We start from the raw sequence: 13,425 nt of genomic DNA, 5'->3' as shown, positions 1-13,425 counted from the left end.
CACATTGGTTCGTCTTGTTCAGTTTTCAAAGGTCTTTGTCGCTCTCGCGCGACAACTATATTAGTATATCATGACCTTTCCTTACTGTCAACACTTTTTCTCAAAAAATTTTATTTTTTTGAAAGTTTTTTTGAAAAAAAGAAAATAGAGAGGGAATCCTCTCTATTTATATTCTTGTCTGTATTTGTTTTCTTCAGCTTTGTTAGCCCATACATAATGACCTGGTTTAATTTCAACCATTTGTGGTTTATCTTCAGAGTAATCATGTTGTTCTGGATCGTAGATTTTAAGAACTTTTTTACGTTCTAGAATTGGATCTGGAATTGGGACTGCTGAAAGAAGTGATTGCGTGTATGGATGAATTGGGTGGTTAAATAGCTCTTCAGTTTCTGCTACTTCTACAATAACCCCTTTATAGATAACTGCAATACGGTCAGAAATGAAGCGCACAACTGACAAGTCATGGGCGATAAAGAGATAAGTCAATCCTAATTCTCTTTGGAATTTCTTTAGAAGGTTCAAGACCTGAGCACGAACCGAAACGTCAAGGGCTGAGATTGGTTCATCCGCAATGACAAATTCTGGTTCCATAACAAGTGCACGGGCAATACCGATCCGTTGACGTTGTCCACCTGAGAATTCGTGAGGGTAACGTGTCAAATGTTCTGCAAGAAGCCCAACTTCATGCATAATATTTTTCACTTTTTCCTGACGTTCTTCTTCACTGTTAAACAAATGGTGATTGATCAAACCTTCAGAGATAATATAATCAACTGTTGCACGTTCATTCAAACTTGCTGCTGGGTCTTGGAAGATCATTTGAATTTTACGAATCAACTCTGATTTTTCACTGTGAGAGTTTCTTCCGTTGATCTTGCGACCGTCATAAATAATTTCTCCAGCACTTGTATCATTCAAACCAATGATCGCACGTCCAATTGTTGTCTTCCCACTTCCTGATTCACCAACAAGAGAGAATGTTTCTCCCTTATTAATGAAGAAGTTGGCGTTCTTTACAGCAACGAATTTTTTACTTCCTTCACCGAAGGAAATTTCTAAATCTTTAATTTCAACTAATTTTTCAGTCATTTCCTTCCTCCTATTCTGTAATGTGAGTGAAGCCCATTTTTGAGCCAATCTTTTCGTGAAGGTTATCGATTACTTCTGGTTTATGAACTGTTGGTGCATCTGGATGGAGCAACCAGGTCTTAGCCCAGTGAGTATCTGTAACTTTAAAGGCAGGTGCTTCTTCTTCAAAATCAATTTGCATCGCATAGTCTGAACGAAGAGCAAAGGCATCTCCTTTGATTGGAGCATACAATGATGGTGGAGTCCCTGGAATAGAATAAAGATCACCATCTGAGGTTGACAATTGAGGCAAGCTTGAAAGCAAACTCCATGTGTATGGATGTTTTGGATCATAGAAAATTTCTTCTACTTTACCAAACTCAACGATTTCTCCAGCATACATAACGGCTACTTTATCAGCAATACTTGCAACTACACCTAAGTCGTGGGTGATAAAGATAACTGTAAATTGGTATTCTTTTTGAAGGGATTTCAACAAATCTATGATTTGCGCTTGAATCGTTACGTCAAGGGCTGTTGTTGGTTCGTCACAGATCAAGATATCTGGACGGCAGGCCAAGGCAATGGCAATAACGATCCGTTGGCGCATCCCACCTGAATATTGGAATGGATATTCGTCAAAACGACGTTCAGCATCCGGAATTCCAACTTTCTCCATATAGTCCAAAGCCATTTCTCTAGCTTCTTTAGCTGTTTTCCCTTGGTGTTTGATAATGACTTCAGTAATTTGTGAACCAATTGTATTGATTGGGTCCAAACTTGTCATTGGGTCTTGGAAAATTGTAGCGATTTTAGAACCACGAATATTTTCCCAATCTTTATTGGATGCCAAATCCGTCAATTCTTGGCCACGGTACTTAATCGAACCTTGAGCAATACGGCCGTTATCTTCTAACATTCCGGTGAATGTTTTTGTCAAAACTGATTTCCCTGAACCTGACTCACCAACCAAGGCAAGAACTTCACCTTCTACTAGCTCAAGCGATACGCCACGAATAGCTGTCAGTACACGATCGCGCACGTCAAATTCCACTACGATATCTTGAGCAGATAAAATAATATTGTTATTTGATGTCATATCTACTCCTCCTATCTATGTGTACGTGGGTCGCTGGCATCGGCCAAGTTTTGTCCGACGATAAAGAATGACAAGGATACTAAAATCAAAACAGTAAGCGGAATCCAGAATAGGTAGGCATTGGTAGTTACGTTTTGAGAATAGTCAGAAATCAAACGTCCCAAACTTGGAACGGTGATTGGAAGACCAAGCCCGAAGAAGGAAAGGAAGGCTTCGTAAGAAATAAAGCTTGGAAGTAACTGTGATGTTTGTGTCACGATTACAGATACCAACTGAGGCAAAATGTTTTTCGTAACAATTTTCAAAGTTGGTGTTCCTAATGTTCGACTGGCAAGGTTGTACTCCAAATCACGGTAACGCATGATTTGGACACGAATGGTATAGGCAATTCCGATCCATCCAGTTAAGGACATGGCAAGAATCAAGTTCCAGAAACCAGATCCCATTGAGTAAGTCAAGACGATAACGATCAACATAAACGGAATGTTTGAAATAACGTTATAAACTTCCATCATGATACGGTCGATGGATTTTGAGATCCCCCAAATTCCACCAACGATAACTCCGACAACCACGTTAATAACAGTGGCGATGAAGGAAATGATAATTGAATTCCGAGCACCAAACCAAACTCCATCAAAGAGGGATTTACCGTTATTATCTGTACCAAAGAAAGCTTTGGCACTTGGTGGATTCAAACGTGCTGAAAAGTCATTTACCTTACTTACGTCGTTGTAATCAAAATTTGAAAACATCGGGTAGACAAAACTCATCAAGAGAATCCCAATCAAAATAGCAAGCATAATGATAGTGGTTCTTTTTTTCAAGAATTGTCTGAATACAGATTTCCAGTATGAATACGCTGGAGCATCGATTACTTCAGAGGCAAAGTCATCACGTTTTACAAACTGAAATTTATTTTTATCGATTGTAGCCATTATTTGCCTCCTTTCGTATTCGTTAATTTAATCCGTGGATCAAGCACTGTCATCAAGATATCACCTAACATGGCAGCAAAGATACCAAGTGATGTGAAGATGAAGACAAGTCCGATGACCATGGTGTTGTTTGATGCTTTAATAGAGTCAATCAACATTTTACCCATACCTGGGAAAGCGAAGACTGTTTCAGTCAACGTCGCACCTGAGATAACTCCAATGATAGCCCCTGGAATTCCAGAAACTAGTGGAACCATCGCATTTTTGAAGATGTGTTTTCTTGAGATCTCACGTTCTGACAATCCTTTTGAACGAGCAAAACGGACGAAATCCTGAGAGTGAATATCGATCATATAACGACGAATCCAAACGGCGATAAATGGCGCACTCAATAAACCAAGAATCAGAGACGGCAATACATATGAACGCCAGTCCTGTGCTCCAAGTACTGGGAATGAGTCTGGAAGTCCAAAGAATGAACCTGCTAGACGCACGATATAGACAAGGGCAATGGTTGGGAGAGACATCATAAATGTCAAGGCCGCAGTAGAGATGCTATCAAACCATGAGTTCTTGAAAAGAGCCATATAAGATCCTAGTGGGATCGCAATCAAGTAGGCAATCGCAATACCAATCAAACCAATGATTGAAGAAGATGCAATCATGGATGGATTCTCATAGTTGCTCAACGTTGCTGTATAGGCATCCCCTTTACCAAATCGACTGATATCTTGTGAGTCTGCCTTACTTGGTGATTTGTAGGTACGTGAGTAGATATCGATGGAAGATGTCTTTTTACCTGTTGGGAAGTTCACTTCACTCTTCTTAGTCGTTCCTTGTCCTTGGGTAATAACTTGAAGAACAGGGGTATTTGAATAAGTTGGATATGAATTTCCAAGGTTTAAGGTCACAAAGTTTTGGTGTACATATGGGAATTGACCATTAAAGTACAAGAGGTATTTGTGTTTCGTACCAGAACCTACTACTGACCAACCAATAGATGGATCATTTTCAATTCGGATATAGCGTTTGAGGTTTGGATTTGAGGCATCTTTCACCCAACCTGGATGATCAAATTGAATCAAATTCGCATAGAAACTGATGACACGTTCAAAAACCGGAATTTCACGCACCGCATAGAAAGACTTACTTTCTGGGAAACGTTTCAACTGCCAACCATGACCTAATTTGTTAATGTATTCTTTATAGATCTTTTCATTAGCAGTCGTCGCATCAACTGTTACAGAAGAATCTTCTTTACTTGCTTTTTGTTGCAAGCTCTTTGAATCCATGTATTCCAAATAACCCATGCGATCGTAGACAGTATTTTCGTAGTTGATCTTCGAATCTTTTGTCTTCGCTACTTTATTGTAGTTAGGGTCATTCTTAAAGATGAGATTTCTCGGTGTTAGCGTATAGATAATCATGTAGGTTAATGTCGTGACGAGAAAGATCGACACTAACGAACGCAAAATACGCATAAAAACATATTTTTTCATATTTCATTCCTTTAATGTCCAAAAGAACTTTCTCCCCTAGAAGAGAAAGTTCTAATGAAAATCAATAATTTAATTATTTAACGTGTTTTTCAAGATCTTGTTGAGCTTTTTTGTTTGACTCAGCTTTTTCTTTTTGCCATTTCTTAAGGGCTTCATCGTATTGTTTCTTAGTAACCGGCTCATCTTGAACTTCAACGTATTTCAAGTATGTTGAACCTTTGTTACCTGTTTGTGATGATGGTTCAGAGAATGGAACTACCTTAGAAACAACTGTTGCAGCACCTGTACTTGACATCGTTGGAATAACAATCGCACTATCTGTCAACCAAGCTTGAGCTGCTGCGTATTTTTCATAACGTTTCACAACATCTTGTGTTTCGTTGTTTGCATCGTCAAGAAGTTTTGCAAACTCATCCAAACCTACAGCTTTTGCTGATGGGTTATCTACACCACCTGCAAAACCAAGGTAAACTTTTGTTTGGTCCTCAGAAGCTGGTTGAAGAGTATCAAGGTAAGTTGATGGATCATCATAGTCTGGGTTCCATCCTACCATTCCTTGAAGATCCCAGTCTGCGTCTGCAGCTGATGGCACATTCAAAGTAATATTCAACACTTCGTCTGAGTCCATCATTTGAAGATCAAGAACGACATTGTCTTTACCAAGAGTATCTTCCACAGTTTGTTTCAGAGATTGCATCCGTGAAACAAAGTTTGTAGAATTTTGTGCTACCGGTACATCAATATGAATTGGGAATTGAACACCATCTTTTTGAAGTTCAGCTTTGGCTTTTTCAAGTTGTGCTTTCGCTTTATCTTTGTTGTAAAGACCATCTTGACCATCTGCAAGGTTGATACCCTTCCATTGGTCTCCATAAGTAGTCAACTTATCTGCAACTACATTTCCGAAGTCTTTTCCATCTACTTGTACGAACGCAGGTGCAACATATGTATTACGGATAGCTGGTTTAGCAAATTCTTTACCATTGACTTGTGCTGAGTAGCTTTCACGGTTCAAGGCAAAAGTGACGGCCTGACGGAAATCTTTGTTCAAAATTGCTTTCTTAGTAGAAGATTTTTCAGCATCGGATTTCTTAGCAGTGTGTTTGTAAGATTGACGATCAAGGTTAAAGCCAAGAACTGCTACACCTGATCCTGCTGGTGTAGTAAAGATATCGTCTTTATATTTTTTCTCTACAGTTGCAAAGTTTGAACTTGCAGGGAAAAGGCGAGCTTTTGTATAAGCACCATCAGAGAATCCACGTGCCAATGAATCTTGGTCTGATCCATCGTAATAAGTATATTTTACTTCTTTCAGGTGAACGTTTTTCTTATCCCAGTAGTTGTCATTCTTTTCAAATACAACAGATGATTTTGAAGTAATAGATTTCAAAAGGAATGGTCCGTTTGCAAGTACTGATTTCACATCGTTTGGTTGACCAAAATCATCTCCCTTACTCTTCAAGAACTCTGTGCTTATTGGGAACAAAATTCCGTTAGTCGTTTTAGAGTTCCAGAAAGTTTCAGGTTTGTTCAATGTGTATTGAAGTGTGTAATCATCAACCGCTTTGACACCAACTTGGCTGAAGTCTGTAGTTTTTCCTTGCACATAATCATCCAAGCCTTTGATTGAGCCTTGAACTAGTGGAAGTTCTTCTGATTTTTTATCAGCAGCGTGTTTCAAACCAGTCACGAAGTCTTTGGCAGTCACTTCGCCGTGTTCTTCACCATCCGCATCATACCATTTGACACCTTTACGAATCTTGTAGGTATAAGTCAAACCGTCTTTAGAAACAGACCAGTCTTCCGCAAGTGAAGGTACAAGGTTACCGTATTTATCATTTTCTAACAAACCGTCTACCACATTTGTAGTGATGTCATGGGTAGCAGCTTTAGAAGAAATTGTATAGTCCAAAGTTGTTGGATCTGAAGTGTAGACATAACCATAGTTTTTGTCTTCGCCTGAGCTTGCTTTGCTAGTATTTGAACTAGAACATGCAGCTAACAATCCAGCTGCAAGGAGTGTTACTCCGGCAACTGCGAATACTTTACCTTTTTTCATAGGAATTCTCCAATAGTTTTTTTAGATTTGTTTAAGATTATATCACAAGTAGAAAAAAAAGTAAACTAAATTTTCTGAATATTCGATTTATCACTATTCAAAAACCTTGCTATGACTGACTTTTTAGGCTAATTGATGATTTTACAATTTTCCATTAATCATTTGTATGATACAATAGAGAGGACTAAGCAACGAGGAAACAACTGTGAAAAAATTCTTTCTTTCTTTTTTAACCTTCATCCTGCTGTTATGCAGTTTACCTTATCAAGTCGTTCTAGCAGATGATCTGGATCTTCCTGCTCAAAGCGCTATTGCTGTTGAAGCTGATACAGGTAAAATCTTATATGAAAAGGATTCAGAGAAAAAGCGAGATGTGGGGGGACTATCTACACTCTTGACCACTTATCTGATTTTCGAAGCCATTCATGAAAAAAAACTTTCTCTAAAAGATCCTATCAAATTGTCTGAGAAAGCTCTGGCCTTAAATGATATCGAAGGTGCTGGTACTCTTCCTATGGAAGCGAACCAATATACAGTTGAACAGTTATTGACTGCTCTTTTAGTTGGAAATTCTAGCACTGCTGCCTTGGCCTTAGCTGAGAAAGTGGGGGGCTCCGAAAAAAGCTTCGTTGAAAAAATGAAGCAAAAACTTGCTGAATGGGGCATTCAATCTCCTCATTTAATCAATGCTACCGGGTTAAATACTCAAACCATCAGCGGAGATTCCGACGGGAAAGAAGACGAAAATCAATTGAGTGCTTATGATATTGCTGTTATTGCCAAGCACTTACTCCAGGATTTTCCTGAAGTGACCAAATATACTTCAAAGCCCACTGCTCTTTTTTCAAACACGCAGATTGAAAACCCCAACCTGATGCTAGAAGGCATGCCAAATTACCGTTCGGGCGTTGACGGCCTTCGGGTCAGCAACTCTACCAAAGGAGGCATCACCTTTGCTGCATCGACGACGCAAAATGGCATCCATATGATCACAGTTGTCCTAGGAGTGGAGGCAGTTGACGGTGATCCATATGCACGCTTTGTGGCTACTTCTTCTCTGATGAACTACGTGGTACGAACCTTTGTTTCTTCCATTGTCGTCAAAGAAGGAGATCCCTACGGAAAAAGTAAGGCAACTGTCATGGATGGGAAATCCGAGACTGTTTTAGCTGTTGCAAAAAAAGACTTCTATATCGTCGAAAAGCAAGGCAGTCAAGCGGAACCAAAAATTCAATTCAAAAGTAACCAAGAATCATTCCGAGCACCTGTCAAATCAGGCACAAGTCTTGGAAAATTACACTACACTGATCCAGATAAAATCGGACGTGGCTACTTAGAAGATCAAGAACCTACGGTCGATATGGTAGCAGGAAGAACCATTGAGAAAAGCTTTTTCTTAAAGGTTTGGTGGAATGAATTTGTTCGTTATGTCAACGAAAAGCTATAAGCAAAAAAATCACAATGGAGTCAAATCCATTGTGATTTTATTTTGCTATTAAAACGAATTATCCTACAGATCCTTCCATTTCGTAGCTAATGAGTCGGTTTAACTCAACGGCGTATTCCATTGGAAGTTCTTTTGTAAAGGGCTCTACAAATCCCATGACAATCATTTCTGTCGCTTCTGATTCAGACAAACCACGACTCATCAAATAATACAGTTGTTCTTCTGAGATTTTTGAAACCTTAGCTTCGTGCTCCAAAGCAACTTGTGAGTTGTGGATTTCATTAAATGGAATCGTGTCTGATGCAGATAAATCATCCATGATAATGGTATCGCACTCAATGTGAGAAACTGATTTCTTAGAGTTCTTGTTGAAGGTCACTTGTCCACGGTAGTCTACCTTTCCTCCACCTTTTGCGATAGACTTCGATACGATAGACGAGCTAGTGTGAGGGGCATTGTGGATCATCTTGGCACCTGTATCTTGGTGTTGACCTGCATTCGCAAAGGCAATGGACAACATGGTCCCACGCGCTCCTTCCCCATCCAGATAAACAGATGGGTACTTCATGGTTGTCTTGGCTCCTAAGTTCCCATCGATCCACTCAACTGTGGCATCTTTTTGAGCTTTAGCCCGCTTGGTGACCAAGTTGTAGACATTGTCAGACCAATTTTGGATGGTCGTGTAACGCATATAAGCACCATCTAAGGCAAAGATCTCAACAATCGCAGCATGGAGGCTATTGCTTGAGTAGGTCGGCGCTGTACAGCCTTCCACATAGTGGACACTCGCTCCCTCATCCACAATAATCAAGGTGCGCTCAAACTGGCCTGTATTTTCATTGTTGATACGGAAGTAAGTTTGAAGAGGGACGTCTACTTTTACGCCTTTTGGTACATAAATAAAGGTTCCACCGGACCAGACTGCTGAGTTGAGGGCAGCCAATTTGTTATCCGTTGGCGGTACCAACTTCGCAAAATACTGTTTGAACAGGTCTGGATATTCTTTTAGGGCAGAATCCGTATCGGTAAAGATAATCCCCAACTTTTCAAACTCTTCTTTCATATTGTGGTAAACCACTTCTGATTCATACTGAGCAGAAGCCCCCGCTAGGTAAGCACGTTCCGCTTCAGGAATTCCGATACGCTCAAAGGTTTCTTTGATTTTCTCTGGAACTTCGTCCCATGAACGGGCAGGTTTATCCGAAGGTTTTTGATAATAGATCAAATCATCAAAGTCAATCTCTGATAGATCGGCTCCCCAGGTTTGCATGGGCATCTTTTTGAAGATTTCAAAAGATTTCAAACGGAATTCGAGCATCCATTCTGGTTCATTTTTTGCTGCAGACAATTCACGAATAACTGCTTCATTCAATCCCTTCCCGGTAGAGAGAATGGGTTGAACGTCATCGTGAAATCCAAATTTATATTCACCGAGATCAATTGGTTTCGGTTCGACTCTTTCTTCAGCCATAATTTCCTTTCTTTCTCTGTTTCTTCTTTTAACTATTTGCTACGTTCAATCGCTTTTTTGAGAGCATTCCAGGAGAGGGTTGCACATTTAATCCGTTGTGGGAATTTTGAGACTCCAGATAAGAAGGCTGCGTCTCCCAATTCCTCTTGGCGAGGATCTGACTCCCCTTGGACCATTTCTGAAAAGACCTGTGCCAATTCTTCGACTTCCTCTATTGTTTTTCCCATTACAGCATCTGTCATCATGCTAGCTGAAGCTGTTGAGATCGTACAGCCTGAATTCACAAAGGCAATATCTTCCACCCTGTCATTCTCATCAAATTTCACACTTAACTGGATCACATCTCCACAAGTTGGATTGTTGAGTTGGATCTGATCAACATCTTCAATCTGCCCTTGGTGATGGGGGTGTTTTGAATGGTCAGCTACGACCGCCATGTACAGCGAATCTAATTTAGAAAGTGCCATTGAAAAACTCCTTTGCTTTGATCAATGCCTCAATTAATTTATCACAGTCCGCTTTGGTGTTGTAGATATAAAAACTTGCTCTCGTTGTCGCTGGGACTTGTAGGTATTGAAGGAGCGGTTGTGCACAGTGGTGACCTGCACGAACAGCAATCCCTTCATAATCTAGTGCTGTTGCTAAGTCGTGCGGATGGAGATCTCCTAGATTAAAGGAAATGACGCCAGAACGTTGGGCTAAGTCTTTGGAACCATAGATGGTCAAGCCTTCGATAGCCTGTAATTTTGGAAACACATAGGCAATCAGTTCTTGCTCATGCGCTTCTACCTGGTCCATACCCAGCTCTTCTAAGTAATCGATTGCTGCACCAAGACCAATTGCGCCCGCCATATTAGGTGTTCCAGCTTCAAATTTCCAAGGCAATTCCTTCCAAGATGCAGATTGTTCGTAAACAAAGTCAATCATCTCGCCCCCAAACTCGATCGGAGACATTTTCTCTAAGATTTCTTCCTTCCCATAGAGGACACCAATCCCTGTTGGTGCAGCCATCTTGTGGCCAGAAAAAGCAAAGAAATCCGCATCTAAGTCTTGTACATCAATGGCCATATGAGGGGTTGATTGAGCCCCATCTACGACCATGATCGCTCCAACTTCATGAGCTAATCGAGCAATTTCCTTGATCGGATTGACAACCCCTAAGACATTCGAAGCATGGGTGATGGAGACAAATTTTGTCTTCTCACTAAGCTTGCTCTTTAAGTCCTGCATATCCAGTAAGCCATCTTTTAGATAGACATAGACCAGTTTTGCTCCCGTCTTCTTGCAGGCTTGCTGCCAAGGAATGATATTGGAGTGATGTTCCATGATGGAAATCAGGACCTCATCCCCTTCCTTTAGGACTTCTTCTGCGTAGCGGGCTACCCAGTTGAGTCCGGTCGTTGTCCCTCTTGTAAAGAGCACTTCCTTGGTTGATGAAGCATTGATAAATTTTCTGACTTTCTCACGCGCTGCCTCATAGGCTGCTGTCGCTCGTTCAGCCAAAGTATGGACTCCACGATGAACATTGGCGTTATCTTGCAAATAATAGTGATTAACTGCTTCAAGAACACGTTTAGGTTTTTGCGTCGTCGCTGCATTATCTAGATAAACCAAAGGCTCATCGTGAACTAGTTGATCGAGAATGGGAAAATCTTGAGCAATCGTATTTTTATCTAGCATTGTTTCTCCTTAGCGTTGAGATAACTTTTCTTCGATGGTAGCAATCATTTCATCACGTACTTCTTTAACTGGGATTTCAACAATAACAGATCCCAAGAAACCACGCACCACTAAGCGTTCTGCTGTGTGTTGATCCAGACCACGACTCATGAGGTAATACATATCTTCTGGGTCCACTTGACCGATCGATGCAGCATGGCCTGCTGTAACGTCATTTTCATCAATCAAGAGGATTGGGTTGGCATCTGAACGCGCTTGGTCCGATAACATCAAAACACGGCTTTCTTGCTGAGCATCAGCTCCTTTAGCCCCCTTGATAATATGACCAATTCCGTTGAAGGTCAAGGTTCCTTTTTCAAGAATAACCCCGTGTTGCAAGATATTTCCGATCGAGTTGCAACCAAAGTTGGTCACGCGGGTGTCAATTCCTTGAACCTGACGACCGCTTGATAAAGCAACGACTTTCAAATCTGCATGACTTCCGTTTCCAACCAAGTCACTGTCAAAGTCTGCAACCACGTTACCTTCGTTCATAACACCGATAGCCCAATCAATGCTGGCATCCTGACCTAGTTTCCCACGTCGACTGATGTAGGCTGTGACATTTTCACCCAGACGGTCAATCGCCGCAAATTTCACTTGGGCACCTGAGCGGGCAATCACCTCAACCGTCACATTAGCAGTTGCTGTTGCTGAGCCATCACCTTTTGATTCTAGGCGTTCCAAATAGCTGAACTTGCTGTTTTTGCCTGCAATAATCAAAATGTGTTTATTGAAAGGTACATCACTGTCGCTATCCTGGTAGAAAATGCCTTCGATTGGTTCTGAAATTTCGACGTTATCTGGAATATAGAGGACAGCCCCACTATTAAAATAAGCTGTGTGGTATGCTGCTAGTTTATCATCATCGTATTTAACCGAAGACATAAAGTAGTCTTCTACCACCTGCGGAATTTCTTCTAGGGCAGAATGGAAATCTGTAAAAAGGACTCCTTGGTCTGCCAAGGCTTGTGGCACCTGTTCAAAAACAGTCTGAGTTCCAACTTGGACCAATTTTAAGTTTGAATCGAGGGCTGTAAAATCGGGAACATTGGCAGAAGCCTCACTTTCTGTGATCGTCCCATCCCCAAGATTCCAGCGGTGGAATTTGACGCGTTCAATGGCTGGCAATTCCAACTGATCGATCTTGTCAAAAGCTTTTTTTCGTAAATCTTGCAGCCAGCTTGGCTCAGCATGCAGTTCCGAAAAGAGGGTAATATTTTCAATACTCATTTTTTTCTCCTAATAAAGATACTATCTGTTTGATTTTATGACAACATTAGATCACTTGTCATCAGGTTATAGTTCTTCTTTATAGTCGTAACCGAGTTCTTCTGCGAGTTGGGCATAGCCTTCACGTTCCAAGCGTGCAGCCAATTCTGGTCCACCTGAAAGCACAACACGACCTTCCATCATCACATGAACGACGTCAGGAGTAATATAGTTCAACAAACGTTGGTAGTGGGTGATGATCATCGCTCCAAAACCTTCACCCCGCATCGCATTAACCCCTTTAGATACGACCTTAAGAGCATCAATATCCAAACCAGAATCAATTTCATCCAAAAGAGCAAATGTTGGCTCCAACATCAATAATTGAAGGATTTCATTCCGTTTTTTCTCACCACCTGAGAACCCTTCGTTCAAATAGCGTTCTGCCATTTCTTCTTTCATGTTGAGCAATTCCATCTTTTCATCCAATTTTTTGATGAAATCACGAATAGAGATCTTCTCGTCCTCTTCTTTACTAGCATTCATGGCTGCACGTAAAAATTCTGCATTGGTAATCCCTGGGATTTCTGAAGGGTATTGCATGGCAAGGAACAAGCCCATCCGTGCACGTTCGTCTACTTCCAATTCTAAGATGTTGACACCATCAAACAGAATCTCCCCTTTGGTTACTTCATAATTTGGGTTTCCCATAATGGCAGCTGACAGAGTAGATTTCCCTGTTCCGTTTGGTCCCATGATGGCTGCGATCTCACCAGTTTTTAGGGTCAGGTTTACACCTTTTAAAATTTCTTTGCCTTCAATTTCAACGTGAAGGTCTTTAATTTCTAATGTCGACATTGCATTCCCTTTCTTTTTACTTTGAAGTCTAGAAGGTTCTCAAAGCATCGATTCC

At 40.8% G+C, this 13,425-nt stretch carries 11 protein-coding genes; 1 reads left to right on the top strand and 10 read right to left on the bottom strand.

Annotated features, from left to right (window positions below):
- Positions 1 to 162: 162 nt before the first annotated feature.
- The 5 genes from GMC92_RS10105 to GMC92_RS10085 form a co-directional block, all read right to left on the bottom strand.
- Positions 163 to 1,089 carry an ATP-binding cassette domain-containing protein gene (locus tag GMC92_RS10105; protein WP_021154496.1) on the bottom strand — a complete coding sequence of 309 codons (927 nt, stop codon included), beginning with the start codon at positions 1,087 to 1,089 and terminating at the stop codon, positions 163 to 165.
- 10 nt (positions 1,090 to 1,099) lie between these two features.
- Entirely contained in the window at positions 1,100 to 2,167 is a 1,068-nt protein-coding gene (locus GMC92_RS10100; protein WP_021154495.1) for an ABC transporter ATP-binding protein, read from the bottom strand.
- A gap of 11 nt (positions 2,168 to 2,178) precedes the next feature.
- Positions 2,179 to 3,105 (bottom strand): oligopeptide ABC transporter permease OppC, encoded by a 927-nt coding sequence (oppC, locus tag GMC92_RS10095; RefSeq protein ID WP_003010290.1) that lies wholly within the window; start codon positions 3,103 to 3,105, stop codon positions 2,179 to 2,181.
- Complete coding sequence (locus GMC92_RS10090) at positions 3,105 to 4,604, bottom strand: ABC transporter permease (protein ID WP_155200297.1); 1,500 nt, start codon at positions 4,602 to 4,604, stop codon at positions 3,105 to 3,107. The genes oppC and GMC92_RS10090 overlap by 1 nt, the downstream gene beginning before the upstream one ends.
- Positions 4,605 to 4,677: 73 nt before the next feature.
- Positions 4,678 to 6,663, bottom strand: a complete 1,986-nt coding sequence (locus GMC92_RS10085; protein ID WP_155200296.1) for a peptide ABC transporter substrate-binding protein — start codon at positions 6,661 to 6,663, stop codon at positions 4,678 to 4,680.
- A 205-nt stretch (positions 6,664 to 6,868) separates the two neighbouring features.
- Here GMC92_RS10085 and GMC92_RS10080 point away from each other — a divergent pair, with 205 nt between their 5' ends.
- Entirely contained in the window at positions 6,869 to 8,110 is a 1,242-nt protein-coding gene (locus GMC92_RS10080; RefSeq protein ID WP_070465018.1) for a serine hydrolase, read from the top strand.
- 58 nt (positions 8,111 to 8,168) lie between these two features.
- Here GMC92_RS10080 and sufB read toward each other — a convergent pair whose 3' ends face one another.
- The 5 genes from sufB to sufC form a co-directional block, all read right to left on the bottom strand.
- A complete protein-coding gene (sufB, locus tag GMC92_RS10075) occupies positions 8,169 to 9,581 on the bottom strand; it encodes a Fe-S cluster assembly protein SufB (RefSeq protein WP_049503929.1) in 1,413 nt (470 codons plus the stop codon).
- Between the two features lie 32 nt (positions 9,582 to 9,613).
- Complete coding sequence (gene sufU / locus GMC92_RS10070) at positions 9,614 to 10,048, bottom strand: Fe-S cluster assembly sulfur transfer protein SufU (RefSeq protein ID WP_155200295.1); 435 nt, start codon at positions 10,046 to 10,048, stop codon at positions 9,614 to 9,616.
- Entirely contained in the window at positions 10,035 to 11,261 is a 1,227-nt protein-coding gene (locus GMC92_RS10065) for a cysteine desulfurase (protein WP_155200294.1), read from the bottom strand. Before GMC92_RS10065 ends, sufU begins: the two co-directional genes overlap by 14 nt.
- A 9-nt stretch (positions 11,262 to 11,270) precedes the next feature.
- On the bottom strand, positions 11,271 to 12,533 hold the full coding sequence (gene sufD / locus GMC92_RS10060; protein ID WP_049485794.1) for a Fe-S cluster assembly protein SufD: 1,263 nt from the start codon (positions 12,531 to 12,533) through the stop codon (positions 11,271 to 11,273).
- A 66-nt stretch (positions 12,534 to 12,599) separates the two neighbouring features.
- Entirely contained in the window at positions 12,600 to 13,370 is a 771-nt protein-coding gene (sufC, locus tag GMC92_RS10055) for a Fe-S cluster assembly ATPase SufC (RefSeq protein ID WP_061604642.1), read from the bottom strand.
- Positions 13,371 to 13,425 lie beyond the last annotated feature (55 nt).

It is taken from the genome of Streptococcus parasanguinis (assembly GCF_009717775.1).
Classification (GTDB): domain Bacteria; phylum Bacillota; class Bacilli; order Lactobacillales; family Streptococcaceae; genus Streptococcus; species Streptococcus parasanguinis_AG.
This window is presented reverse-complemented; position numbering and strand designations above follow the sequence as displayed.